At 37.5% G+C, this 26,531-nt stretch carries 27 protein-coding genes, 1 pseudogene and 1 riboswitch; of the genes and pseudogenes, 20 read left to right on the top strand and 8 right to left on the bottom strand.

Going from position 1 to position 26,531, the window contains the following annotated elements:
* Window positions 1-69: 69 nt before the first annotated feature.
* From H9632_RS13685 to H9632_RS13695, 3 genes are all read right to left on the bottom strand, one after another.
* On the bottom strand, window positions 70-483 hold the full coding sequence (locus H9632_RS13685) for a hypothetical protein (RefSeq protein WP_191704627.1): 414 nt from the start codon (window positions 481-483) through the stop codon (window positions 70-72).
* Window positions 484-964: 481 nt separating this feature from the next.
* The gene (gene nfsA / locus H9632_RS13690; protein ID WP_191704628.1) at window positions 965-1,699 is read right to left on the bottom strand and encodes an oxygen-insensitive NADPH nitroreductase; all 735 of its coding nucleotides are present in this window, start codon (window positions 1,697-1,699) and stop codon (window positions 965-967) included.
* An 87-nt stretch (window positions 1,700-1,786) separates the two neighbouring features.
* A complete protein-coding gene (locus H9632_RS13695) occupies window positions 1,787-3,268 on the bottom strand; it encodes a DASS family sodium-coupled anion symporter (RefSeq protein ID WP_191704629.1) in 1,482 nt (493 codons plus the stop codon).
* Between the two features lie 356 nt (window positions 3,269-3,624).
* Window positions 3,625-3,739, top strand: a riboswitch (SAM riboswitch).
* A gap of 119 nt (window positions 3,740-3,858) precedes the next feature.
* On the opposite strand from H9632_RS13695, the gene H9632_RS13700 reads away from it, so the two are divergent.
* From H9632_RS13700 to H9632_RS13710, 3 genes are all read left to right on the top strand, one after another.
* Entirely contained in the window at window positions 3,859-5,163 is a 1,305-nt protein-coding gene (locus tag H9632_RS13700) for an O-acetylhomoserine aminocarboxypropyltransferase/cysteine synthase family protein (protein ID WP_191704630.1), read from the top strand.
* Between the two features lie 188 nt (window positions 5,164-5,351).
* Window positions 5,352-5,750 (top strand): hypothetical protein, encoded by a 399-nt coding sequence (locus tag H9632_RS13705; RefSeq protein ID WP_191704631.1) that lies wholly within the window; start codon window positions 5,352-5,354, stop codon window positions 5,748-5,750.
* Between the two features lie 228 nt (window positions 5,751-5,978).
* Complete coding sequence (locus tag H9632_RS13710) at window positions 5,979-6,965, top strand: homoserine dehydrogenase (protein ID WP_191704632.1); 987 nt, start codon at window positions 5,979-5,981, stop codon at window positions 6,963-6,965.
* Between the two features lie 98 nt (window positions 6,966-7,063).
* On the opposite strand, the gene H9632_RS13715 is transcribed toward H9632_RS13710, so the two are convergent.
* Window positions 7,064-8,077 carry a hypothetical protein gene (locus tag H9632_RS13715; protein WP_191704633.1) on the bottom strand — a complete coding sequence of 338 codons (1,014 nt, stop codon included), beginning with the start codon at window positions 8,075-8,077 and terminating at the stop codon, window positions 7,064-7,066.
* A 379-nt stretch (window positions 8,078-8,456) separates the two neighbouring features.
* Window positions 8,457-8,687: a DNA-binding protein gene (locus H9632_RS13720; RefSeq protein WP_191704634.1), complete on the bottom strand. Its 231-nt coding sequence runs from the start codon at window positions 8,685-8,687 to the stop codon at window positions 8,457-8,459.
* A gap of 118 nt (window positions 8,688-8,805) precedes the next feature.
* On the opposite strand from H9632_RS13720, the gene H9632_RS13725 reads away from it, so the two are divergent.
* The 5 genes from H9632_RS13725 to H9632_RS13745 all read left to right on the top strand — a co-directional run bounded on the left by H9632_RS13725 (window position 8,806) and on the right by H9632_RS13745 (window position 15,067).
* The gene (locus tag H9632_RS13725; protein ID WP_191704635.1) at window positions 8,806-9,672 is read left to right on the top strand and encodes an EamA family transporter; all 867 of its coding nucleotides are present in this window, start codon (window positions 8,806-8,808) and stop codon (window positions 9,670-9,672) included.
* Window positions 9,673-9,801: 129 nt separating this feature from the next.
* Entirely contained in the window at window positions 9,802-10,494 is a 693-nt protein-coding gene (locus H9632_RS13730; protein WP_191704636.1) for a response regulator transcription factor, read from the top strand.
* A 186-nt stretch (window positions 10,495-10,680) separates the two neighbouring features.
* Window positions 10,681-12,870: a sensor histidine kinase gene (locus tag H9632_RS13735; RefSeq protein WP_191704637.1), complete on the top strand. Its 2,190-nt coding sequence runs from the start codon at window positions 10,681-10,683 to the stop codon at window positions 12,868-12,870.
* A gap of 278 nt (window positions 12,871-13,148) precedes the next feature.
* Entirely contained in the window at window positions 13,149-14,219 is a 1,071-nt protein-coding gene (locus H9632_RS13740) for a metallophosphoesterase (protein ID WP_191704638.1), read from the top strand.
* A 23-nt stretch (window positions 14,220-14,242) separates the two neighbouring features.
* Entirely contained in the window at window positions 14,243-15,067 is an 825-nt protein-coding gene (locus H9632_RS13745) for an undecaprenyl-diphosphate phosphatase (protein ID WP_191704639.1), read from the top strand.
* A gap of 166 nt (window positions 15,068-15,233) precedes the next feature.
* Here H9632_RS13745 and H9632_RS13750 read toward each other — a convergent pair whose 3' ends face one another.
* Complete coding sequence (locus H9632_RS13750) at window positions 15,234-16,031, bottom strand: TIGR00266 family protein (RefSeq protein WP_191704640.1); 798 nt, start codon at window positions 16,029-16,031, stop codon at window positions 15,234-15,236.
* Window positions 16,032-16,291: 260 nt separating this feature from the next.
* On the opposite strand from H9632_RS13750, the gene H9632_RS13755 reads away from it, so the two are divergent.
* The 6 genes from H9632_RS13755 to H9632_RS13780 all read left to right on the top strand — a co-directional run bounded on the left by H9632_RS13755 (window position 16,292) and on the right by H9632_RS13780 (window position 22,146).
* Complete coding sequence (locus tag H9632_RS13755; RefSeq protein WP_191704641.1) at window positions 16,292-17,773, top strand: aldehyde dehydrogenase family protein; 1,482 nt, start codon at window positions 16,292-16,294, stop codon at window positions 17,771-17,773.
* A 138-nt stretch (window positions 17,774-17,911) separates the two neighbouring features.
* On the top strand, window positions 17,912-19,084 hold the full coding sequence (locus tag H9632_RS13760) for a saccharopine dehydrogenase family protein (RefSeq protein WP_191704642.1): 1,173 nt from the start codon (window positions 17,912-17,914) through the stop codon (window positions 19,082-19,084).
* Between the two features lie 10 nt (window positions 19,085-19,094).
* The gene (locus H9632_RS13765) at window positions 19,095-20,285 is read left to right on the top strand and encodes an acyl-CoA dehydrogenase family protein (protein ID WP_191704643.1); all 1,191 of its coding nucleotides are present in this window, start codon (window positions 19,095-19,097) and stop codon (window positions 20,283-20,285) included.
* Window positions 20,286-20,409: 124 nt separating this feature from the next.
* The gene (locus tag H9632_RS13770; protein WP_225223850.1) at window positions 20,410-20,868 is read left to right on the top strand and encodes an NUDIX domain-containing protein; all 459 of its coding nucleotides are present in this window, start codon (window positions 20,410-20,412) and stop codon (window positions 20,866-20,868) included.
* A 90-nt stretch (window positions 20,869-20,958) separates the two neighbouring features.
* Window positions 20,959-21,288, top strand: a complete 330-nt coding sequence (locus H9632_RS13775; RefSeq protein ID WP_191704645.1) for a four-helix bundle copper-binding protein — start codon at window positions 20,959-20,961, stop codon at window positions 21,286-21,288.
* A gap of 138 nt (window positions 21,289-21,426) precedes the next feature.
* Window positions 21,427-22,146, top strand: a complete 720-nt coding sequence (locus tag H9632_RS13780) for a ZIP family metal transporter (RefSeq protein ID WP_191704646.1) — start codon at window positions 21,427-21,429, stop codon at window positions 22,144-22,146.
* 45 nt (window positions 22,147-22,191) lie between these two features.
* Here the strand turns inward: H9632_RS13780 and H9632_RS13785 are convergent, their stop codons facing one another.
* Together H9632_RS13785 and H9632_RS13790 are read right to left on the bottom strand one after the other, a co-directional pair.
* On the bottom strand, window positions 22,192-22,536 hold the full coding sequence (locus tag H9632_RS13785) for a DMT family transporter (RefSeq protein ID WP_191704647.1): 345 nt from the start codon (window positions 22,534-22,536) through the stop codon (window positions 22,192-22,194).
* A gap of 32 nt (window positions 22,537-22,568) precedes the next feature.
* Entirely contained in the window at window positions 22,569-22,883 is a 315-nt protein-coding gene (locus tag H9632_RS13790; RefSeq protein ID WP_191704648.1) for a DMT family transporter, read from the bottom strand.
* A 246-nt stretch (window positions 22,884-23,129) separates the two neighbouring features.
* Here H9632_RS13790 and H9632_RS13795 point away from each other — a divergent pair, with 246 nt between their 5' ends.
* From H9632_RS13795 to H9632_RS18900, 6 genes and pseudogenes are all read left to right on the top strand, one after another.
* The gene (locus tag H9632_RS13795) at window positions 23,130-23,933 is read left to right on the top strand and encodes a carbonic anhydrase (protein WP_191704649.1); all 804 of its coding nucleotides are present in this window, start codon (window positions 23,130-23,132) and stop codon (window positions 23,931-23,933) included.
* 333 nt (window positions 23,934-24,266) lie between these two features.
* The gene (locus H9632_RS13800; protein ID WP_191701229.1) at window positions 24,267-24,467 is read left to right on the top strand and encodes a cold-shock protein; all 201 of its coding nucleotides are present in this window, start codon (window positions 24,267-24,269) and stop codon (window positions 24,465-24,467) included.
* Between the two features lie 390 nt (window positions 24,468-24,857).
* Window positions 24,858-25,421: a DUF6434 domain-containing protein gene (locus H9632_RS13805; RefSeq protein ID WP_191704650.1), complete on the top strand. Its 564-nt coding sequence runs from the start codon at window positions 24,858-24,860 to the stop codon at window positions 25,419-25,421.
* A gap of 49 nt (window positions 25,422-25,470) precedes the next feature.
* A complete protein-coding gene (locus H9632_RS13810) occupies window positions 25,471-25,908 on the top strand; it encodes a GNAT family N-acetyltransferase (protein WP_191704651.1) in 438 nt (145 codons plus the stop codon).
* 51 nt (window positions 25,909-25,959) lie between these two features.
* On the top strand, window positions 25,960-26,301 hold the full coding sequence (locus H9632_RS13815) for a PP2C family serine/threonine-protein phosphatase (RefSeq protein ID WP_225223851.1): 342 nt from the start codon (window positions 25,960-25,962) through the stop codon (window positions 26,299-26,301).
* A pseudogene (locus H9632_RS18900) lies at window positions 26,295-26,498 on the top strand (VOC family protein); the annotation flags it as partial. The gene H9632_RS13815 and the pseudogene H9632_RS18900, both read left to right, overlap by 7 nt.
* Window positions 26,499-26,531 lie beyond the last annotated feature (33 nt).

A 26,531-nucleotide genomic window follows, 5' to 3' on the forward strand; every position in this document is an offset into this window, starting at 1 on the left:
AGTATGCCGTTAGTTTCGGCACGCTCCTTTATTCTTTAGGTAAAACATATTTTTAACAATTTGCTGCATCTAATACTCTTGAATAAAATGCAGCATTTTTTTATAACGTTCTTCAATATGATTATCCGAATAAAGTGTAATTGACATGAATTTTTCGTTTTGTTCTTTTAAAATTTCACGCAATTTCGCAAATTTCTCTCCTTGTTCACGTTCGAGAATATAATGTAAGTGGAAAATTTGCAATAGGGCCACTTCCGGGTCTTCCAAATTGCAAACAAATTTAATCTGCCAAATATGTGTATAGGAGATATATTGATTTACATAAGCAGTTATTGCTTCATATTTTTCTTTATTAATATGTGATTCAATCTGATTGTGGAGATCTCTTAGTGCAGTGTTAATATCAATTATTTGCAATAAATGTTTGCGCACTGTTTTTAAATGTTGATGTTCCAAGGATTTTGCTACAAGGCTAGAGGTCATTTTAATTCCTTCCTTTTATTAAAGAGGTGACATTATTTTAACAAAACTTAGTATAAAAATCTTAGGTATTAAAGATCGAATTAACTGCGGCAATAAAATTAATTTCCATTATGCTTATATAGAAAGAACTAACGAGAAAAAATCCACTAGTATAATGGAAACCAATGTTAGCGTTGTAGAAAAATAAAAAGAGGGTAGGACATAAGTAGAAATCTCATAGAATAAGAAGAAAACCCTCACTAAGAAATGGATATTTAATAAAATTGATTGGAGGGGCGAGTGTAGCTGACGGCTATCACCTTTCGCTACAAGCAAAGCTTCCTGCGGGAGTAGCGTGATGCCTGAGGCTACAGGCTCTGGCCACGCCCGTGGAAAGCGTCCCCGGAATGGGAATCAATTGTGTGTACAGCAAAAAAACATCATTTTTCTCTCAGAGAAAAATGATGTTTTTGATTTTGTTCCAGCCTCTTTAAACTTTCTATTACTTCCAGTTAAATCCTTTAGAAGCTAAGAAATTCTTAATATGCGGTCGTTTTTGTTCAATTAAATAGTCAGCCATTTGCTTCGTCCATGTAGCCATTTTTTGATTGGAAGAACGGCTTGCGTAATAGCTTTCCATTATTGCATCGTATTCATCTAAAAGAGTTTCATACTTTTCAACGTTATAGCTGTTTTCGTGTAACACGGCATCTACTGGTAAACGTGGTTTTGTTTCGTTTCGTTTTGTAGGTGTCCCGATTGTCATTGCAAATAGTGGGAATACATTTTCCGGCAAGTTGAATAGGTCGCTAATCTCATTTGGATTTGTACGTGCACCGCCAATATAGCAAATACCGTAGCCCATTGCTTCTGCTGCAACAACGAAGTTTTGAGCAAATAGTGAAACATCTGCAACCCCTACAAGTAAGTTTTCCGCTGAGTCTGTGACGATGTTAACACCGTGCTTTTGACCTGCTGCTTGTAATCGCTTGAAGTCTACGCAAAATAGAAATGAGGCACCAGCTGTTTGGAATTGGAATTCATTCTTCGATAGCTCACCTAATTTTGCTTTCTTTTCTTCATCCGTTACCCATATAACACTATATGCTTGAACAAAGTGTGAGCTTGCTGCCATTTGGGCCGTTTCGATTAAATCAATGACCGTATCTTTTGAAATTACTTCACCTGTATATTTCCGAACAGATGAGTGACTACGTAACAATTCTCTCGTTTCCACATGAACATCTCCCTTTGTATGTATTAGAAAAGCTTAAAGGAACGATCCCTTTAAGCTTATTTTAGTCAATTTTCTATGTGAAGTCGATTATAATAGCCCAATCCATTTCCAGTAGGTTGCACTAAGAAGAAGTATTAAAATATAGCCAACGATTGTTAGCGGAATACCTGACTTCAAAAAATCCTTTGTTGTAAATGCGCCTGTACCATAAGCAAGCATGTTTTGTGGTGCGCTTACTGGTAATAGGAATCCGAAACAAATAACAAATTGCTGGATTAACACAAATCCAATTTGGTTTTCTACAGGCATCGGTAAACTAATGGCCAATGCAATAAATACGGGAATTAGTGCGGAAGCCAAGCTCGTCGCAGATGCAAAACCTAAATGAATGACAATGTTGAAAACAGTAACTAATGCAATGGTAGCTAAAATAGGCATTGTATCTAATCCAAGAGAACCGAAAATCGTATCGGACAGCCATGCGGCACCTTTTGTACTTAAAAGCGTCGTTCCGAGTGAAATACCAACTGCAAAAACAATCAATGTACCCCAATCAATACGGCTAGAAGCTTCTTTCCAATTGAATACACCAATTTTAGGTGTCAGTAAAAAGGCAATTGCCAATATGGTGATTGTTGTTGTATCAAATGGATGCAATTTTCCTTCTGTAGACCAGAAGAATAATAATAAAATAGATGTAATGATTAACGTGATTTCTTTGCGTTTTAATGGACCTAGCTCTTGTAATTGCACACCGATAATTTCTTTTCCGCCAGCGATATTATCCGTTTCTGGTTTTATTAATTTAATCATAACGAAGAATAATACAAATGACATGATAATAGAAAACGGCGCAGCATACATAAACCACCTGCCCCAGGAAATATCGACTCCAAATTCAGAGTTAATAAAACCAAGTGCTACTAGGTTTTGCGCAGCAGCAGTTTTAATCCCTACATTCCAAATTGAAACAGCTTGAGTAGCGGTAATAACTAACAACGCCGCAAGTCTACTTTCTTTTGATAAACCAAATGCAGCGACAACCCCTAATAGAATGGGTACAACTGCACCAGCACGAGCGGTCGCGCTTGGTACAACAAAGGCTAATACAATTGCTACTAAAATTGCGCCAACTACTAATGCTTTCGTTTTTGTTCCAACCAACGATAAAACCCACAGTGCAATACGCTTATGTAAGTTTGTAATTTGCATCGCTGCCGCTAAAAATAATGCGGCTCCGACTAATGCAACGGAGGAGCTACTAAATCCACCTAATGCTAATTTTAATGCTTCATTTGTACCCATTTGTACAGAAGGATCTTCCATACTCGGAGCCAAACCCAATAAAACAGCGATGGATGCCAAAATCATTGCAGAACTAACCGGATAGGCTACGGCTTCGGTTACCCATAATATAACGGCAAATGCTAAAATAGCTAATGCTCGTTGTCCAACAACGGGAAGATCTCCACCACTATTTGGAAGTAAAACAATTGTAATGAGTGCTGCAAACGCTAAAACTATCCATACAGGTTTTAAATTTCGTTTACTTGTCGCTTCTGTTGCCATACGTAACGCCTCACTTCATTTAAAGTTTTAGTTAAATAATAAATTAATAAGAAAAAATATACCCATTTTTCTAAAAGTCAAACGTATTCTTTATTTCCAATTGTAGGGGAAATCCTTTAACAATTATGATTATAGCACTTCCGAAAAATGATTAATGTTAATATTTGGTGAATAAATATCTTGAGAAAAATCTTGTTTTAAGCAGAAATTGTATAGAAGAGTATAATTATTTTAGTGTAGGGAGATAAACCATTTTTGAGAATAAAATTAAAATCAGAAAATTTTAATTTTTTGGTTGACTTATAGAATTACTCTGTTTTATACTGAAAATCAACGATGGAACATAAATCACATATCTCTTATCAAGAGCGGCGGAGGGAATAGGCCCTGAGATGCCCGGCAACCAGTGAGTGATCAACTGACTAAGGTGCTACATCCTACAAAATGGACAGTCATTTTGAAAGATAAGAGGAGGCAAACTTGCTCATACGCAAAACCCTCTTCTTAACTGAAGGGGGTTTTTTTCATTTAAAAAATCCTCCTCAAAAACACCGATTTCACCATCGAATAATTTTTAGGAGGTTATTAGAGTGACGAATTTAAGACCAGAAACTTTATTATTGCACGGGGGGCAAAAGCCAGATCCTGTGACGGGGGCAATTGCAGTTCCCGTATATCGTACAACTGCCTATGCATTCAATGACACTGCTCATGCGCAACGTCTATTTGCATTACAGGAAACGGGCAATATTTATTCTCGTATTATGAATCCGACAGTTGGGGCATTTGAAGAACGTGTTGCTTTACTTGAGGGTGGCACAGCTGCAGTAGGGCTATCATCTGGCGCAGCAGCAGTGGCATTCTCCATTTTAAATGTAGCCGGTGCAGGAGATGAAATTGTCGCAGCAGGTTCTCTTTACGGAGGGACATACAATTTATTCGCAACAACATTGCCACGCTACGGCATTACGGTCAAGTTTGTAGACGAATCAAATCCGGAAAATTTCCTAGCGGCAATTACTGATAAGACGAAAGCAATCTTTGCTGAAATTATCGGAAATCCAAGCTTGAAAGTACTGGATATTGAAGCGGTAGCAAACATCGCTCATGACAATGGTCTTCCTTTATTAATCGACAGCACATTTGCTTCCCCATATGGAAGTAATCCGATTGAATTCGGCGCGGATATTGTCATTCATTCTGCAACAAAATGGATTGGCGGTCATGGAACGACGATTGGCGGGATTGTCGTTGATGCCGGGAAATTCGACTGGACGCAAGGAAGACATCCAGGATTTACGGAACCGGATACTTCTTACCATGGCCTACGCTACGGGATTGACACAGCAGGCGCTGCATTTGCGACAAAGCTTCGTGTTCAACTATTGCGTGATTTTGGTCCAACATTATCTGCTGACGCGGCATTTAATTTCCTACAAGGACTAGAAACGCTTCATTTGCGTATTGTCCGACATAACGAAAATACACAAAAAGTTGCAGAGTATTTAAGAAACCACCCATTTGTGGAATATGTAAATTACAACGGCTTTGAAGATTTTGCAACACATGATTTGGCGAAGAAATATTTGAAAAACGGCTTTGGATCGATTATTACGTTCGGCATTAAAGGCGGACGTGAAGCAGGTCGCCAAGTAATTGATAACGTGGAATTGTTCTCGCATGTAGCAAACGTTGGGGATGCCCGTTCATTAATTATCCATCCTGCTAGTACAACACACCAACAATTATCTGCAGAAGAATTAAAAGTAGCCGGTGTTTCAGAGGAGCTCATTCGCTTATCAATCGGTTTAGAGGCAGCAGAAGATATTATCGCGGATTTAGAACAGGCATTAGCGAAAGTTGCGGCTGAAGTAGGCGCAGAAACAAACGCATAAAACTTTAAAAAAGGCTTAGCTTTTCCCATTCGAGAAGCTAAGCAATTTTTAGAAAATTAATCCCTACTATTTATATAAGTTTTATTGACAAAGTTAATACCTAGTAATACAATTGGAATAATAAAACTACCAACCAAAATATTTGAAATAATGTTGCAGCATTATTGAAAGAAAAGGAGTTGTTCGACATGGGGAAAGTATACAGTGCACAAAATGTAGCAGCCTATATTATTTATGAATTAAACGAAGTAAAGGAATATATAAACGCTTGTGCAATTCAGCAAATTTTAGCGGATGTAAATGTCATGTGGCAAAAGGTTTTTGGGCATAGTGCTTTCTCAGAACAAACTCACAATCTAGAAACAACAGGCTATGTCATAAAGGAAGTGGATGAGGAGTATAACATTCATGGAAGTGCACATATTTTAACTCCTGCACGCGAATGGTTTTTAAAATACGGCGAGTTCCAGTTAGTGCAACGTCCATATGCGGTGCCAAATTACTCCGTAAAAGAAGAACTTGTTATGACAAAAATTTTAAATGCGCATCGTTTGCGCGTATATAATTCCGTAAATGTAGCAGTATAAAATAACTTTAAACACTAGCCAGAGAATTTCTGCTAGTGTTTTTGTTTACCCAATTTAGCTATTAAACAATAGAATTTAAATGAAATTTGACCGTTTACAGTAAACAAATGTCCTTCTAGGAGAGATTCTCCTTGTTTTCATGTATTATATAGGATAGAATTTCTTTAAGATAAATTATTTGAATTATTCGTCAATATATATGTGTTAAGAATTTGGAGGAGAAAGGCAATGGCAACAATCAAGGCAGCGATCTTAGGATTTGGCACAGTAGGTCAGGGAATTTACCATATTTTAAATGAGAAGAGGCAGGAGCTTCGCGAAAAGCTAGGTGTAGAACTGGAGGTCGCGAAGATTTTAGTGACTGATGCTAGTCGCGAGCGTGTACCGGGAACGATGCATTTAATGACCGAATCGATGGATAACGTACTGGAGGAAAGTGGCCTGCAAGTTGTATTTGAAGCGATTGTAAATGAAGAACCTGCATTCACTTACTTAAAACGAGCTGTTGAGGCTAAATGTCATGTCATTACAGCAAATAAAGTCATGCTTGCTAAACGGGGCGAAGAGCTTGAAGCATTAGCAAAGTTAAATGGTGTATTCATTGGCTTTGAGGCAACTGTAGCAGGTGGTGTACCTATTATAAAAACGATGAAAAATATCCTGCTTGTAAATGAAGTAAGATGCGTACAGGGAATCTTGAACGGAACAACAAACTACATCTTAACGAAAATGCGTGCGGAGGGCTGGAGCTTTGAAAAGGCATTAAATGAAGCACAGCAATTAGGATATGCAGAAGCAGATCCATTTAATGATATTTCGGGTCAAGATGCCTTTAAAAAGCTGATGATTTTATCAAGCTTAGCATTTGGAGAACAACCAAACTGGGCAGATGTAGAAGTGATTGGCATTGATACAATATCAGCCGAGCAAGTAGCCGATGCGAAAGCGCAAGGGCTACGATACCGTCATGTGGCAGAAGTTGAAAAGCTGGAAGATGGTACAATTCATGCAAAAGTTGCACCGCTCTTAGTAAATAATGAACATCCACTTTATCCGGTAGATGATGTCTTTAATGCCGTAACGATGGAAACAGACTATATCGGCACATTATCCGTAATCGGACCAGGAGCAGGTATGTATCCGACAGCAAGTGTCATGGTAGAAGATTATGCGGAGATTATTGGCAAACGGGCAGGTTTTACAGTAACAATTTAACAAAAGAGAAGCTATCTCACTTAATGAATTAAATATTATCCATGAAGTATAAGACACCATTGTTCCTCTTTAGAAACAATGGTGTCTTTAGGTTGCTGTTACGAACTCTGCTGTACATTAAGGGTAGAATCAAATTTTTGAAACAGGTCTCTAACAGATGGGTGTAGTTGATTGTTTTCTTCTATAATTAACTCTTGTATCTCACTCTCTTTTATCATCCTATAAATCGTTTTTAACTGATCCACTTGAACGGCTGTTGGTGTGTTGATAATCATTTCGTTAAGAAAGGTAATGGGACCGTTTAAAGAAACATTTAGTTCAGGATTCAAGGTAAAGGCTAGCTCGAACAGATGTTGAGCATTTCTAAATTCCTGTAAGACCGGCTCTATGATATACCATATCTCCTGAGGGTCCTGAAGGGTATTTTCACTGGCTTCTTGTATTGGGACCGTTTTCTCAAAGGCTATGCCCATAAGTTCATAAGCATCTTTAAAAAGAGCATAGGAAGCGGGTGGATTATAATAATCGTTCATATTCTCTTTTTTATAAAAGGTTTCCTTTTGAAGTCCCTTTACCTTTTGATCGTAAGTGATTTTTTGGATAATGATATTACTGTGCTGCGTCATATGCATCACAATTCCCGGCTTTCCATCAAAAGTTGCGGTACTAAAATCCAGGGAGCCTAGTTGAATATAATCATCAAATAGCGGGTAAGAATTTTCACCATCTTGCACTAACAACAACCAGTTCTGACCATCGTCCCAAGCGAATAATCCATTCTCCATTTTTCCTGCATTTACGTACAATTCAATAATTTCCTCTTCACCATCTTCATCAATATCTAAGCTTTTTTTCTTATAAAGAGTCTGGGGATACTTTTCGATATTTTTTGATGAAATAGTTGAATAATCACTGTTTGCTTGTTCATTCATTGCTACCTCGAGTGCTTCTCTTTCATCCGTTATCGTTTTTCTGAGAGCCTCATTTTCTAGTGACATCTGGTCCACTTGTTTTTTTAAATCATGTATCTCTTTAGTCTGATCTGTATTTGATTGAGTGCATCCACTCAGTATACCTGCAAAGCATACTGCTCCTAATAAAAACTTTCTCATTACAATCCCCCTTATAGAGCTTTTAATGTAAATTAGAATTCCACCTAGTTATTTTTATGTAAATAATACTTAATATTAACATAAATTGGTTAAGTAAGCTTCTTAGAATTAGATAAATTAAATTACGAAAAGAGCTTGGATAAGGAAAAGACTCTTATTAAGAAACGGATATTTTATAAAATTGATTGGAATGGAGGGCGACTCCTGCGGGAAAAGCACGACGCCTGAGACTACAGGCTCAGGCCGTGCCCGCGGAAAGCGTCCCGGAATGGAAATCAATTTTACGCCAGCAAAAAAACGCCATTTTTCTCAGGGAGAAAAATGGCGTTTTTGGCTTATGTCCGAGGCTCTTTTCTAAGAGTAGATTTTGCATTTTTCTTTAGTCCTCATCCTTAATATCCACATCTTCTGGGATAGGAGTGTTTTTCCAAATTTCGATTTCCTCTTTAATTCGCTCAAGTTGCTGATGGTACGTTTCAAATTGCGCACTGTTAATTAAAAAGTTTTCACCATCATGCACTGCTTTAATACGACCAGCATAAATGTATTGTAGAATCTGGTGCTCCGGCATGCCTATATCATTTGCAGTTTGTTCGACTGATTTATACATCATGATGCCTCCTTTTAATTTTGGGTTAATTCTATTATAAATATAATTTAGAGAAAGTTCATCTCGATTGGCTATTCAACGTATGATAGCATAATGGTTATAAAAGCGGGGTGTAATAGTGAATATTTTACCGTACATATTTGTTTTATTGGCTGCGATGCTTTGGGGGACAGTCGGTACGACACAAACATTTTTAACAGAAGGTATTTCCTCATTCGCAGTTGCTGGTATTCGTTCAGCAATTGGCGGGGGAGTTTTACTGATCGCAGTTATTATTATGAAGAAAATTTCGTTTCGTCAATGGTCATGGAAGTGGACTATTCTGGCTGCGATTGCGATTGCTTTATTTCAAAGCTTGTTTTTCACATCTGTCCGTTTTACAGGTGTGGCGGTAGGGACTGTTGTGACAATAGGAAGCTCACCAGTATTTGCAGGAATAATCGAATGGGCCTTTTGGAAAGTACGCCCAACACTTGTTTGGGCAATTGCCACCGTGTTGGCGATTGTCGGCTGCTTACTGTTGTTTATGAATCAGGGAGATACAACGATAAACCCTGTTGGAATTGCATTGGCGCTGGCAGCAGGCTTCATGTTTGCCCTGTATACGAATGTAAGTAAGCAGCTGATGAAACGCGAGGAAACGTTACCCGCGGTTGCGATGACCTTTATACTTTGCGCATTATTTTTATTGCCATTGGCAGCGAAGGATGGTTTCAGTTGGGTAACAGAAGGCGTAAACCTTTGGGCAATGCTATTTATGGCGCTTGCTGCAACGAGTTTGGCGTACATATTATTTTTAGGCGGATTAAAGAAAATCAGTTCGTCCGCTGCAGTGACATTAAGCTTGGCCGAACCTTTAACAGCAGCATTACTTGGCGTATTTTTAGTAGGCGAGCATTTAACATTTGTAGCTTGGATTGGCGTTGGTTTATTATTAGGTGGAATTGTAGTATTAACAATAGGTGCAAAAAAAGCTGCTTCATAAGAGGTAGCTTTTTTCTGTATGATCAAAGACTAAAGATAATCTTAAGAAATTCTTCAGATTTTGAGTAGGTAGATGTTAAGAAGTTCCATTTATTATAAAGTTATAAGAAAAAGTTGTGAGGTGAGTAGGATGGATCAACTGACGGTGCTCGTGACTGATGACGATCAGGATATACGGGACGGTATAGAAATTTATTTAAAAAATGAAGGATATAGGGTGTTGAAGGCAGCAGACGGGAATGAGGCAATCGAGCTGCTGAAACAAAATGAAGTGCATTGTATAATTTTGGACGTGATGATGCCGAATATGGATGGAATTACCGCAACGTTCAAAATTCGTGCAGAGCGTAATATTCCAATTATTATGCTTAGTGCAAAGGCGGAACAGACAGATAAAATCCACGGCCTTTCAGTTGGGGCGGATGATTACATTACGAAACCTTTCCACCCGCTAGAATTGTTGGCACGTGTAAAATCTCAGCTTCGACGCTATGTCAATTTCGGAACACTTGGACTTGGGGAAACAACTCCGCTAGTCGAAGGACTTGAGCTTGATGCGGCAGCAAGGGAAGTAAGAGTTGACGGGGAGCCTGTCAAACTAACGCCGACGGAGTATAAAATCACCGAGCTATTATTAAAAAATGCAGGACGTGTTTTTTCGATTAGTGAAATTTACGAAATGGTTTGGAATGAACCTGCATACAACGCTGAAAATATTGTAGCAGTCCATATCCGTAAAATCCGTGAAAAAATTGAAGCTGATCCTAAAAATCCCCGCTATTTAAAAGTTGTATGGGGCTTAGGGTATAAAATTGAAAAGTAAAGTTTTTACATGTATTGGGGCAATGAGCGCGGTAGTCGGATTTTATTATCTCGGAACGTATTTTTTTGATTATTATACAGGGCGGTTTGTCCCTTTAGTCAAACAGATTTTATATTTTTTATCAATATAAAAAAGAACATTTGCTGAATGATGGGTAGATGTTCATTCCATTAGGAGGAATAACGAATGAAGAACAATAAAATTTACCTCCAGCTTTTTCTTATGTTTGTGGTGGCGACCGCAGTCATTTTAATTTTTACAAGTGGTAGTAGTTATTTTGGGAAAACATTTAATGAATCACAAGATTTTAAGCGTGATTCGGAACGATTAGTATCCGAGCTTTCACAAAACTTATTTAATGTACCGACAGAACAAGATTTTGAAGGAGCCTTAACCGTTTCGGAAGAAGAAATTTATAGTTATCGTACACATTACGGTTCCCTGGCGGAGCAAATTCAAAATATTAAAGAGCAATATAAAGGTGACATAGAGGTAGCACAAGACTCGGATGTTATTGAAGTACTTGAGCAAGAGCGTGATTCAAAAATCGAGGATATTAGGAAAAATTTCGAAGACGATGACTATGTAAAGTCAAAAATAATCGCAATAAAGAAAAAAGCGATACAAGAAGAGTTGAAAAACATTAACAGCGAAAGAAAAAATACATTAAGTCAATATAGTCACTTCGCTTACGAATTTACAGATGAAAAAACGGGAGAAGTTTACCGTAATGGCGATGTCGATGAGCAGGCGGTCTTTGAGAATACGTTTAATAATGTAGGGAAAGATTTCAATAGTAATTATACGATTCATTTTTCGGACCATGATAATCTAGGTATTATTAGAGACAGTTATACGCTTGACCGGGATTTAAAAAGTATTTCGGGTGTTGTGACGGTTCCAAAATCCTGGTTTGATAACTCGTATTTAGGAACAGACAAGAAAGCATTTAATATTATTAAATATATATATTATGGAATTGTTCTTGCAGGAATTATTAGCTTTGTATTATTAATGACTTATTTAGAACCAACGCGGGAGCACTTCAACCGGAAATTCCCACTGCGTGATCAATTTGAACGCTTACCGATTGATATCCGTATTGTAGCAATGGTTATTGTTGCTTACTTCGCGATTATTACGAATGAGATGTTTATAAGATCTATTCAGTCACAAGTTTATATAACCGGTCGTTATAGTCAGATTATTGATTTATTCATAACGGGAATAATCAGTTTTGTGTTTATTGCCGCAGTTATTTTTATGATAGTTTCGATTGTGGAAAGTTTAAAGAACGAGCGAGATTTAGAAAAAATTTGGCCTCAAACTTTTTCTTCGCAAGTAGTAGACGCTGCAAAATCAATGTTTGAGAATCGATCTGTAGGGATGCAGTCGCTAATCTTACTTACTGTTGTGTTCCTTGGAGGATTTGGACTTGCAGTTGTGATGGCAACAGCAAGTGGAGGAGTATTTTTCTTTTATATGTTTTTATTTGTAGTGTTCTTTTTGCCAACACTTTATATTTTCATGCGCCGTATGGGCTACCTAAACCGTATTATGAAGCATACAGAAGATATGGCAAATGGACGCTTAACAAAGGATCTGAAAGTGAAGGGGAAATCTCCATTAGCAAGTCATGCACGAAATTTAAATGGTCTGCGTGAAGGTGTTCGTACTAGTATGAATGAGCAGGCTAAAAGTGAACAAATGAAAACAGAACTGATTACGAATGTAAGCCATGATCTGCGTACACCGTTAACTTCTATTATTACGTACACGGATTTACTGAAAAATCCATCGATTTCCGAGGAAGAACGCAGTAAGTATATTGGAATTTTAGATGCAAAATCGAATCGTTTAAAAACATTGATAGAGGATTTGTTTGAAGTATCGAAAATGGCGAGTGGCAATATAGAAATTTCCAAGCAGCGCATCGATTTAGCCCAACTGTTGCAGCAGGCGGCTGGTGAGCATGGGGAAGATTTCGCGACAGCAAATTTAGATTTACGTGTAAATATTTCGGAGCAGCCAATCTATGCTTATGTGGATGGGCAAAAGTGGTGGCGTGTAATCGATAATTTAATCGTCAATGCTCGTAAGTATTCATTAGAAGGTACACGCGTTTACGTAAATTTAAAATTAGTTGACGGAAACGCAGAGTTAACGGTTAAAAATGTTGCAAAGTATGAGCTATATGAAGAGGCATCACAATTAATTGAACGCTTTAAACGTGCAGATACATCGCGTCATACAGAAGGCTCGGGGCTAGGCCTTGCGATTGCACAGTCAATTGTTGACCTTCATGGTGGGCAGTTGGAAATAGCTGTAGATGGAGATCTTTTTAAAGTAACGGTTAGTGTTCAAACAGAAAAATAAACAGAAGAAACTGCGGTGAGGGGATAAACCTTGCTGCAGTTTTTTTGCAGTAGGGTGAGATATTAGAAAATATGGAAAGGATATTTGAAGAGTTCAGTAATATTTTAAAAGAAATAAGTAACATATAGAACAGCTCACAGCGATATTGGAAGATAATTAAATATAGTAGAAAAGCCTAGGCTTGGAATGATTTTTATACAAATAATCTTCTTTACTAACGTTAAAATGTTGAAATGTAGTAAAATAGCAACATTAAATATGTGAGGGGTTTAAGTATAATGCGAATATTATTCGGCATCTTGGCGATAGCAATATATAGTGGTATTACGTTTTATCTCGGTTGGAATTTAAGGGCATGGCTACTGTCCATTCAGCAATTCCGCTGGCCAATAGTTTATTGGACATTTTTATTTTTTGTTTCTTACGGTTATTTTATAGGAAAGCTCCACCCATTATTGACGCCTTTAACAGTACTAGGTAGTTATTGGATGTTCTTTTTGCAGTATGGGCTGATTCTATGTATTATAGCTAATCTGATAATTAAGTTTTCACCTCTTTCGACGAAAATGGTTGGAACAGGTGTTGTAGGTTTACTAGTCATTTTATTGATTGCAGGTACATATTTTGCATACTCTCCAGTAGTACGGAATGCTACTATTGAGATAAATAAGCCTGGAGAAGATATGCGCATTGTTATGGCATCGGATTTCCACCTCGGTCTGTTATCCGGGACAGGACATTTAGAAAAATTTGTTAAGCTCTCCAATGAACAAAAACCGGATTTAGTGCTATTACCGGGAGATCTTGTTGATGACAGTCCACAGCGCTTTATTAATAAAGGCATGGGGGAAGTGATGAAAAATCTTCAGGCAACATATGGTGTTTATGGAGTACCGGGAAATCATGAGTATTATGGCAATGAAATTCCTGAATTTAAACAAGCAATGGCTGAATCGGATGTTCGTATTTTAATGGATGAAACAATTTTGGTGGATAATCGTTTTTATTTAACAGGACGTGAAGATTTAACAAATAAGAATCGGTTGGCATTAAATGAGCTACAGCCAGAAAATCAGGAACTTCCTTGGTTTGTTATGAATCATACGCCAATGGATTTGGATGAGCCAGCTAATTTAGGTGTAGATTTTCACGTATCTGGACATACCCATCGAGGACAGATGTGGCCAAATCATTTCATAACGGAACGTATCTTTGAATTGGATTATGGTCATCGTCAAAAGGAACAAATGCATGCGCTTGTCTCAAGTGGCTTTGGATTCTGGGGGCCCCCTACACGTTTAGGGAGTCAATCCGAACTATGGGTAATTGATGTGAAATTTAGCGAATAATCGTTTGTAAAAGGAGCAAGTATATGGAATGGATAGAGCTATTAAAAGCTTTAATCTTAGGGTTTGTGGAAGGAATGACTGAGTTTGCGCCAGTTTCTTCAACAGGACATATGATTATTGTTGATGATATGTGGCTGCAGACGAAGGAATTTTTAGGGTCGGGTTCTGCCAATACGTTTAAAATTGTAATTCAGCTAGGGTCGATATTGGCAGTAGTTTTTGTAATGTGGAAACGCATTTTGAGCTTAGTCGGACTATATAAAATGGAAGGGCAGCAATCGACCCGGTTTAATTTAGGGCATGTGCTAATCGGTATTATTCCAGCAGGAGTTTTTGGTCTGTTATTTGAAGATTTTATAGACGAAAATTTGTTCAGCATTAAAACAGTAATCATTGGGCTGATAATCGGAGCAATATTTATGATTATTGCTGATAAATTTGGACCTAAAAAACCTGCAATTACTTCTTTAGACAATATATCTTACAGTAAAGCCTTCAAAATTGGGGTTATTCAATGTTTGTCGCTTTGGCCAGGGTTTTCGCGTTCGGGATCGACCATTTCAGGAGGCGTCTTACTTGGGCTAGATCATAAAACAGCTGCAGATTTTACATTTATTATGGCGGTACCAATAATGGCTGGGGCAAGTGGTTTGTCACTTGTGAAAAACTGGGATCAAATTAATGCCGATCACTTTTCCTTTTATGCAGTAGGCTTTATAAGCGCATTTATATTTGCCCTTATTTCGATAAAGTTCTTTCTGAAGCTAATTTCCAAGGTAAAGCTCACACCCTTTGCAGTATATCGAATTGTATTGGCTTTAGTTTTAATTTTTATTCTATCTATATAATAATTCCATGGACGTCAAATATTTGTAATAATTTGGCGTCTTTTTGTCGAATTTTGAGGTGTGATATTAAGTAATTTAAATGGAGTGAATTAGGAAAACGATTCAAACATTTTAAATGCAATTGGGGCATATTCTGAAAGAGGGTTCAGAATATGCCTTGTTTATGCTATTTATTGAACATATCAAATAATCCGCCGATGCCGCCTTCTCCAGCATCTTTACCGCCACCGCCTTGAGAAACTGGGGCAGCTGCGAACACGCGGCTAGCTAAACGGCTAAATGGCAATGACTGCACCCAGACTGTTCCTGGACCAGATAGTGTGGCGAAGAATAAACCTTCTCCACCGAAAAGCGCTGTTTTAATACCGCGTACCATTTCGATATCGTAACGGACGTCTTGTGTCATCGCAACTAAACATCCTGTATCAATACGCAATGTTTCGCCTGGCTGAAGTTTGCGTTCATAAATCGTTCCACCTGCGTGGACGAAAGCCATCCCATCTCCTTCAAGTTTCTGCATGATGAAACCTTCTCCACCGAAGAAGCCAGTTCCTAATTTTCGCTGGAATTCTACGCCTACTGAAACACCTTTTGCTGCAGCTAAAAATGCATCCTTTTGACAAATAATTTTGCCGTCTAATTGGCTTAAATCCATTGGAATAATTTTACCTGGATATGGTGAGGCGAAATAAACTTTACGTTTACTGGAGCCATTGTTCGTAAACATCGTCATGAACAAACTTTCGCCTGTGATTAATCGTTTTCCTGCACCTAGTAATTTCCCCATAAGACCAGAACCTTGGTTTGCAGATCCATCGCCAAATACAGTTTCCATTTGAATCTGATCTTCCATCATCATTAAACTTCCTGCTTCAGCCACAACCGTTTCCTGAGGGTCGAGCTCTACTTCTACAAACTGCATGTCATCTCCATGTAATACATAATCAATTTCGTGGTTTTTCATATACATATCCCCTTAATAAACTAAATTTATTTACAACATACATACGCTTATAAGTTTCAAAAGTTTCAAAGTAACGGAAATATATTGGGCAAATTTTTAAGCAAATTAATAATTAACGGGATTGATAGGTTGTCTCATTTTGATTCATCTACCCTAGCATTTGTCGGAATTTTATGTATATTCTTTCGTAGAAAAAAAGGGTATAAAGTAGAAAATGTCGAATCATATAAAGGGAAAACTAGAATTTGTGAGGTGGGGTAATGAAACTGTTAAATTTTATTGGTGGAGAGTGGATGGAAGATACTTCATTGCAAACAATGTCTGTGATAAATCCTGCAAATGGTGAACAGTTAGGAACAATACCACTTTCGACAAAATTTCAAGTCGAATTAGCTGCACAAAAGGCGAAAGAGGCACAAAAAGAGTGGGCACTTGTCCCAGCACCAAAGCGTGCCGATTATTTATATGAAATTGCATTTAAATTAAAAGAGAAAAAAGAACATCTGGCACAAACGCTGACAAAAGAGATGGGCAAAGTAATCGAAGAAGCACGTGGCGAAGTACAGGAAGGTATTGATATGGCACTGTATATGGCGGCTGAAGGGAGACGTTTGTTTGGTGAAACTGTTCCTTCGGAGTTGCCAAATAAATTTGCGATGAGTGTGCGTGCACCAATTGGGGTAGCGGGGCTGATTACACCGTGGAATTTCCCTATTGCGATTGCAACATGGAAGGCTTTCCCAGCTCTTGTGGCAGGCAATACGGTTGTATGGAAGCCTTCAAACGAAACGCCTTTTATGGCATATGAATTAGCTAAAATCTTTGAAGAGGTAGGGTTACCGCCAGGCGTTGTAAACGTAGTATTTGGCTCTGGACCTACAGTCGGTACTGCAATGGTTGAGCATCCGGACATACGCATTATTTCCTTTACGGGCTCTACAACCACAGGAAGCAAAGTAGCGGAGCTTGGCGGAAAACATTTGAAAAAAGTATCGCTTGAAATGGGCGGGAAAAATGCAGTCATCGTGATGGATGATGCAAACTTAGACTTAGCATTGGAAGGCATTTTATGGAGTGCGTTTGGCACGGCCGGTCAGCGTTGTACAGCATGTAGCCGCGTTATCGTGCATAAAGATGTAAAACAGGAGTTAGAGCAACGTCTTGTGGAGGCAACTAAGCAACTGACAATTGGTGACGGACTGGATCCAACAATCAAAATAGGACCAGTCATTAATAAGGCAGCACTCGAAAAAATTAACCATTACGTCCAAATAGGCAAGCAGCAAGGGGCAAACTTACTTATAGGTGGAGAAATATTAACTGACGGTGACTTGGCGAAAGGCTACTATTATGCACCTACGATTTTCACCGATGTGGAGGCAACGAGTATATTGGCACAGGAGGAGATATTTGGTCCTGTCGTTAGCATCATTGAGGTTAGTAGTTTAGAAGAAGCAATTGAAGTTAACAACAATGTGAAGTTTGGCTTATCAAGCTCAATATTCTCACAGGATGTAAATAAAATATTCAAAGCACAGCAATTACTTGATACAGGTATTGTGTATGTAAATGCTGGAACAACAGGAGCTGAAATCCACTTGCCGTTTGGAGGTACTAAAGGTACTGGAAATGGACATCGTGATTCAGGGCAAGCCGCACTTGATGTCTATACGGAATGGAAGAGCATTTACGTTGATTACAGTGGAAAGCTGCAACGTGCTCAAATCGATAATAACGCGTGACTTTTCGCATAGCGCGAATCGTCATATATTACTTTATCTTCATTCAAGCAGTTCCTGAATGAGATAGCTTCCGGAGGATGTCAAAGAACGCAATTATGCTGAAGTGTAATTGACTATACAAACAAAGGGGATGTTTACATGAAAGTAGTAGTGCTGGGTGCTGGTTTGATGGGGAAAGAAATTGCACGCGATTTAGTCGATAGTAAAGAAGTAGAAACAGTATATTTAGCAGATTTATCAATCGAAAATGCGAAAGAATTCGTCGATACTTTAAATACAAAAAAAGTAGAGGTTGTACAGCTGGACGCAGATTGTGATGAAGATTTGCGTGAGGTAATGGGGCGTGGAAATGTAGTTATTAATGCATTGTTCTATACATTCAACGAACGCGTAGCAAAGGCTGCAATTGATGTAGGGGTTCATTCGGTTGATTTAGGCGGTCATATAGGCGGCATTACTGAATCGATTTTTCAGTTAAATAATTTGGCTGCTGAAAAAGGTGTGACAATTATTCCGGATTTAGGAGTAGCACCCGGAATGGTAAATATTCTAGCAGGATATGGTGCAACGAAGCTTGATACGGTAGACTCAATCAAATTATACGTAGGTGGCATTCCAACAGAGCCGAAGCCACCGCTGCATTATACTCGTGTATTTTCTTTGGATGGTGTATTCGACCACTATACAGAGCCATCTAAAATGATTCAAAAAGGCATTTTAGCTGAGGTGGAATCTTTAACAGGCATTGAGCCAATCTACTTTGATGAGTTTGGTGTACTTGAGGCGTTTTATACATCGGGGGGAATTTCGACTTTATACAAAACCTTCCCGAATGTAAAGACATTAGAATACAAAACAATCCGCTATAAAGGTCATGCTGAAAAGTTCAAATTACTAGCCGAGTTAGGTTTCCTAGATAAAAACAATACTGTAGAAGCTGGTGGGCAGGAAGTAAATGTTCGAGAAGTAACAAAAGAAGTATTGAAGAAAAAATTGGATTTAGGCAAGAAAACGGACGCTGTATTGTTGCGTGCGATTATTTCAGGGGAAAAGTCAGAAGAACAAATTACGTACGAGTATGAAATGGTAGTACGCAAAGATTTAGAGAAAAATGTAACGGCAATGGCACGTGCGACAGCCAATACAATTTCAGTCGTGGCGCAAATGGTTGGCAATGGGATGATTACAGAGCGTGGTGTAATTGCTCCAGAATCAGTAGTACCAGGCCGTGAATTCATTAAGGAAATGGCAAAGCGTGGTGTCGACATTAAAGAAACATCACATCGTTCTTCAATGATTGTTAAATGGTAGGAGTGATTTTATGAACTTCGAGTTTACTGAAGAGCATACACTTTTACGTAAAACAGTGCGGCAATTTGTCGACAATGAAATTATCCCATATATTGCAGATTGGGAAATAAATGGTGGATTTGATCCTAAAGTATGGGAGCGTCTAGCTGAGCTTGGGCTGATGGGAGTTTGTGTTCCTGAAAAATACGGCGGGGCTGGAATGGATTATAACTCGCTTGCGATAGTATGTGAAGAGTTGGAGCGGGGGGATACAGCTTTTCGTACGGCTGTTTCTGTGCATACAGGTCTCAACAGCATGACGCTTATGCAATGGGGAACAAATACCCAAAAGGAAAAATATTTAATACCCCAGGCAAAGGGTGAGAAAATTGGTGCATTTGGCTTAACAGAACCTGGTGCAGGGTCTGATGTGGCTGCGATGTCCGCCTTTGCCAAACGGGATGGGGACTATTATATTTTGAATGGGCAAAAAACATGGATTTCATTATGTGATATTGCGGATCACTTCATCGTTTTTGCCTATACAGACAAGGAAAAGGCACATCACGGTATGTCCGCTTTTATCGTGGAGCGGGAATGGGCTGGCTTTAGCTCAAAGGCGATTAAAGGAAAGTACGGCATTCGGGCAGGCAATACAGGCGAGCTGTTTTTTGATGATGTGAAAATTCCGGTTGCCAATTTATTAGGTGAAGAAGGGGAAGGGTTTAAAATTGCCATGTCCGCCCTTGATAATGGACGCTTTACTGTAGCAGCAGGTGCAGTTGGTCTAATTCAGGCTTGTATCGAGGCCAGTGTGAAGTACTGCAAGGAACGTGAAACTTTTGGAAAGCCAATCGGTGAGCATCAGTTAGTCGGTCAAATGCTTGCAAAGATGGAAGCAGGCTATGAAATGAGTAAACTTCTTGTATACAGGGTTGGTGAGCTGAAAAACAAAGGCGTGCGGAATACCCGTGAGACTTCTCTCGCAAAATGGCAAGCATGTGATTTTGCAAATAAAGCAGCAGATGACGCTGTACAAATTCATGGGGCATATGGTTATTCCGATGAGTATCCAGTAGCTCGCTATTTGCGAAATTCAAAAGCACCTGTTATATATGAAGGAACGCGGGAAATTCATACAATTATGCAAGCTGATTATGTACTCGGGAAACGCAACGATAAAAAACTGCGCTGTATGCTGCCTAGCTGGCCGTTTGAATAATAGAGTGGGGCGAAAGGGTTTATATGGACCTTTCGCTTTTTTTAGTGTAAAAATTGTAAAATACAGTAAAATGTTGAGGTGGGAGTTCATTATTAGAACTAAGTAGTAAGGGAGAGTAATGAAAATGGAAATAAGAAATTCAGCAAAAGCAGTTATCGTAAAGGACGGGAAGTTATTAGCTATAAAATTACAGGAAAATAATAGTACATACTATACTTTACCGGGCGGTGGTCAAGAGCATGGTGAAAATCTGCATCAAGCATTAGAAAGAGAGTGCATGGAAGAAATAGGTGCCAAAGTGGAAATTGGAGAGTTGATCTTTGTACGTGAATACATTGGAAAAAACCATGAATTCTCTGCTAGACATGCTCATGCACAGCAAACGGAATTTATGTTTTTGTGTCGAGTACATCAGGATACCTTTGATAGCGGAAGTAACCCCGACAATGGACAATTAGGTACAGAATGGTTACCGATTAAGGAATTATTGAACTTTAGATTATACCCGCAAGCAATGAAACCCCAGTTGATTTCTTATTTTAACGGGGAGAAAGCTGCAACTTATTTAGGTGATATAAATTAATTTTAGTATATAGGTGCTTGGTTAAAAGTATGTTTTAGGATGCAATGGCGGGGTATCAGAGTAAATAATAAGTTAAAGGAGGCAAAGTTAATGACACATGAACATTATCAGTCAGTAATAGAGGCACTTTATGAATGCATGGCTGCTTGCAATCATTGTTATGATGCTTGTTTGAAAGAAGAAGATGTAAAAATGATGGTGGGCTGTATTCGTCTTGATAGAGAGTGTGCAGATATTTGTGCTTACTTTGAACAGGCAATCAGTAGAGGAACACCATTTATTTCTGAACTGGCCCAAGTATGTGCGCAAATTTGTGAAGCATGCGGTAATGAATGTAAAAATCACCATCATGAACACTGCCAAAAATGTGCGGAGGCTTGTTTTAAATGTGCAGAAGCATGCCGAAGTCTGATTGCATAATTTTTATTTTTTGAAGGAGCGTTTCCATAGAGGATTCGCTTTTTTCAGTATGAATAAGTATTTATTTTAAGGATTTTTCATAAATCACCCTGATAAACCATACCACTTATTATACTAATGGAAAGGTGATAATACGGCATGTGGTTATTAGGTTTTTTATGTACTTTTTTAGGCTTATTTATTGGTGGTCTAATAGCTTGGCTTTTCAAAGGATTACATCAGAGAGTAGATATTTTTTACGGGCTTTGTGCAGGTATCATCTTTGGCTTAATTAGTTTTGAAATTTTTCCGGAGGCAGTTGAATTAGGCGGCTGGGCAAGTACGTTTTTAGGGTTTACATTCGGGATGATTATTTTTGCATTATTGCATAATAGTGTACATAGTAACGAAAGTAAAAAAAATATTGAAAAAGATAATTTGTATATTCGTACAAGTTTATTATTAATATTCAGTCTATCGATTCACAATATACCAATGGGAATTATTTTAGGGGCGAATCAAGATTCTGAATTTACAATGGCATTGTTGCAGACATTGTTATTCCATAGTATCCCCGAAGGTATTATTTTGTTTACCCCTTTGATTTTGGCAGGAACGCGAATGAATCTTTTTATTGTATTTTTAATTACCTTTATTGTATCGTTACCAGTTACTCTAGGCGTCTTTATTGGTGATTTTTTAGGATTTGTACACCAGTCAATCAATACCATCTTAATTGGCTTAACTTTAGGAATCATTTTTATGGTTACTGTATCGGAAATTTTATTCCCGGCATTAATCAAATCGTCAACGTTTAAAGTCTTACTTTGGACTTTGATAGGAATGGGGATAATAGGGGTTTATATGAAAATATTATAAATTGCATAAATGTGCTTTTAGGATTGAGATTAAAGCGGCTGTGCCTTAGTGTGTAGGTTCTGCCGCTTTGTTATTGGTTGCGGAATTTAGTACTACAACCCCGCCTATAATTAATAATATGCCTGTTACTTTAAGGATACTTAGAACTTCATCCCATAATACAACGCTAACTAAGAGTGTTAATAAAGTCCCGACCCCAGCCCATATTGCATAGGCCAAGCTTAAGGGGAATATTTTCAAAGTTAAACCTAGAAAAAAGAACGAAAGTCCATAACCGAGAACGACTGCAGCTGAAGGTAAAGGTAATGTGAAACCATCTGATATTTTTAGCATCGTTGTAGCGAATACCTCGCAAATTATTGATATTGTTAATAAAAAGTATGCTTTCATATTTTTATCCTCTTTTCTTTAAGATAGTAGGGTTAGCCAATATTCAAAATAACAACGCCTCCAATAATTAACCCTAATCCTAAAAGCTTTTTGCTGTTCCAGCCCTCTTTAAAAATGATAATTCCGATTAATGCAGTTAAAGCTGTCCCCACTCCAGACCAGATCGCATATGCCAATCCAAGAGGAAGTGTCTTTAGAGATAACGATAAAGCATAAAAAGCGATGGCATAACCAATAGCTATTCCAATGACAGGTAATAATTTTTTGAAGCCGCTTGACGCTTTAAGCATTGTACTTCCAAACACTTCACTAACAATGGCAACTGCCAATAGAAAATATGCGTTCATAGGAATCCCTCATATCTTTTAATGTTTTTTTGTATTTTCAATATCATTTTACCTTTTTTAAATGAAACTGGAAGAGTATGCACAAAATGTATTATAAATTGGTTGAATATTAAGTTCTTTATGATGCTTTATATGGATAAAGTGATAGTATTTATTTACTGAATTTCTAATTTTAAGTATATTTCTGCGATTCCTCATCAGATTTTTAGTAACCTAGATAATGTATTGAAAAAGGAGGTTTTATTAATGAAAAAACTCGGATATTTATCTTTAGCTGTATTTTTAAACTTGTCTCTTGCAGCGTGTGCGGAACAATCTACAGAAACTATTGAACCAAAAGAAGATGAAAAAGCCAATACGGAACAAAAGGAATGGTCTTATGATGATCTTACGGGACCTGAATACTGGGGAGAACTAAACGAAGAAAACTTAGCATGTGTTAACGGAGACGAACAATCACCGATTAATCTGGAATTTTCCCAAGTGAAAGTAGATAAAAAATTAACAGAAAATCAGATTAACTATAAGCCAACCAATTTTACACTCATAAACAACGGTCATACCGTACAGGCTAATGCCACAACAGAAAGCAACAGCATGATTGTTGAGGGCAATGAAAATAAGCTTTTACAATTCCATTTCCATACGCCAAGTGAGCATCAGTTTAATGGTCAAAGTTATGAGATGGAGCTGCATTTAGTACATAGTGATAAGAATGGAAACCTGGCTGTCCTTGGATTGATGATTCAGGAAGGAAAGGAAAATGAAATTCTTGCATCTGTTTGGGGTGGATTACCAGCGGAAGAAACCAAAGAAGGAAATTCGGAAGACTATCTAATTGATTTACAGGCTTTGTTACCTGAAAATCAAATGTCTTTCCATTATGCAGGATCCTTAACGACACCTCCTTGTACAGAAGAGGTAAAATGGATCGTTTTTGAACAGCCAATTGAAATGTCAAAAGAACAGATACAAGCATTCCAGCAAATCTTCCCAGATAATCATCGACCAGTACAGCCATTAAATGATCGGGAAGTTAATAAAAATTAGAACTGAAAAATTCTACCGATAGTTCAAAGAGGTAGTATGTTAATCAAACGAGTGCATAGGTAAAGAGACCATCACTTTATGGTCTCTTTTTGATAAAGAACATTAAATGATAACAGCAATCCGTTGTAAGATATTTCACTTAGTAAACTCTGTACTGGACATTACTAAATATTTGTTATATACTATGGTTAATAAGACGGATTACAATACATTAATAAATTCACCTATTACAAAGAGTATTCGTGTTTTATTTAATACTTTTTGTAATATGTGAATTTTTTTCTTTTTTGAGGAATTATGATCTTATTAATACGAATAATGGAGGTCATTTAAATGACACAAGGTACAGTAAAATGGTTTAACGCAGAAAAAGGTTTTGGATTTATCGAAGTTGAAGGCGGAAACGACGTATTCGCTCACTTCTCAGCAATCCAAGGCGACGGTTTCAAATCTTTAGACGAAGGTCAAAAAGTTGAATTTGAAATCGAAGACGGTCAACGTGGCCCACAAGCTACAAACATCGTAAAACTTTAATTTTAATGATGTAATAATAAAGAAGAGGTATCCTTTAACGAGGATGCCTCTTTTTTTGGTTAATTCCAAAAAAATGATAAACGTTACTTATTTTAACAGAAAATGTATCCCGTTTTAAGAGGTTTTAGCCGCCTTCATCCCGAAATAAATAGATAAAGGTAGTTTAGGTTAAAATTACCTAAATATGTCTTGAATATATGCTGATTGAATATTTGGGAGATTACGTTGAATTGCACAAAGAAGAGTTAATGAATATTTAGGAAAAGACAAAATTGCAAATTATTGATTATGATGTCCGGTCTCACAATCGTTAAAGCTTTTTTTATTAAAAGGCAGAAATTAGAAGACTAGCTTATTATTAATGATTCCTTTGAACGGAGAGAGACTAAATTGAGACCAGAACTAACAAAAGATTTGAATGTAAAAGATTTTCGTGATTTTTATTGGATAAAAGAGGAGTTACAAACTTTTTGTAGAGCAAATGAAATAAGTGCTTCTGGCTCTAAAACAGAAATTACAGATAGAATAGCAATATTTCTGGAAACAGGAGAAATACAAAAGCCAGTAAGGAAAAGAAGCTATTCCTCTACAGAAATAAAATTAGAAGAGTTAAGTTTAGATACAGTTATTACGGATAATCACCGGTGTAGTCAGGTAGTTAGGGCTTTCTTTACATCCGTTATTCCAAAATTCCATTTTTCCACGTATATTCAAAATTATTTTAAAGAAAACGTAGGAAAAACATATAGGGACGTTATGAATGCATGGTATGAGGAAGAGAAAAGAAAAAAAGACGTAACATATAAAAAACAAATAGGATCACAATTCGAATACAATCAATTTACTAGAGATTATTTTTCAGATCCTAAAAACGAAGGTAAAAAAAGAGAAGATGCAATTAAAGCCTGGAATGCCATTAAAGTTTTACCGGGCAGCAATAAATATAAAGGGTGATTATTATTAATCATATTAATTGCTAGTTCTTTTATGAAGGAGGTATTTTATGAAGATCCGTCCAATGATACTAGAAGATACTAATAAACTTGATGATTTAATGAATGATCTGGGATATCCATCCTCAAAATCAAAGATTCAGGAAAGATTTAATAAGATTTTAGGTTATTCGGATTATCAAACATTCGTAGCCGAAGTAAAGGGTAATTTAGTTGGTTTTGTTGGAATGTGTAAACAGTATGCGTATGAATTTGATGAGCCTTACATAAGAGTTTTGGCACTAGTAGTTCATGAAGAGTTTCGTAGAGATAATATTGGACAAAGTCTCATGCTAGCTGCAGAAGATTGGGCAAAAAAGAATCATTGTGTAGCGGTGATCTTAAACAGTGGAAATAGAGAAGAACGAATTGCTGCTCATAATTTTTATAAGAAATTAGGATATATAGGAAAAAGTACAGGTTTTAGTAAAAGTCTAGTTCATGATTAGTTTTCCATTTAAAAATTGTGGATCCAAAAAGAGTAAAGGGGGGCGTTGCAATTGTATAAATTTAGTTGGGTGGGGAGTGAAAAGCATTTTGTAGATATACCAAATATTCAGCAAGTCAACAACTTAACAATCGGTCGTTTTGGTGGTAATTCATCGGCAGGTCAATATAAAAATGAGGATGGCTGTATCGTTTGGTCAAATGAAGAACAGAATTGGGAATTTGTAGTGCTCCTCGATGCTCATAATTCAGCAGAGAGCGCCGAACTTGTCATAAATACCATTACAGAGGAAGAACAAAATTTAACGGCTATTTTCAACATGCCATTACCAGAATCTTTTAATCAAATGGACAAATACATAGTACATATTTTTCAAAATCCACTTTTTCCTTGAATCACGTACCAATGAAGTTCCCGGAGAATAAGTTTGGGGTGGGCAAATACTATAATTTTATTCCTACAGATATAGAAGAAGCCTATAAGCTTTTTCTAGCCAAAGATGTAATGGTGAATCCAATTGGAGGGGAAGGATCCACTAGATTCTTCACATTTTATGATCCGGATGGTAATCCATTGGGAGTTTGTAAATAAAGGCAGTTAAGGTTTTTTAAAGCTGAAAGGAGA

The organism is Solibacillus merdavium (assembly GCF_014836935.1).
Lineage (GTDB): Bacteria > Bacillota > Bacilli > Bacillales_A > Planococcaceae > Solibacillus > Solibacillus ferritrahens.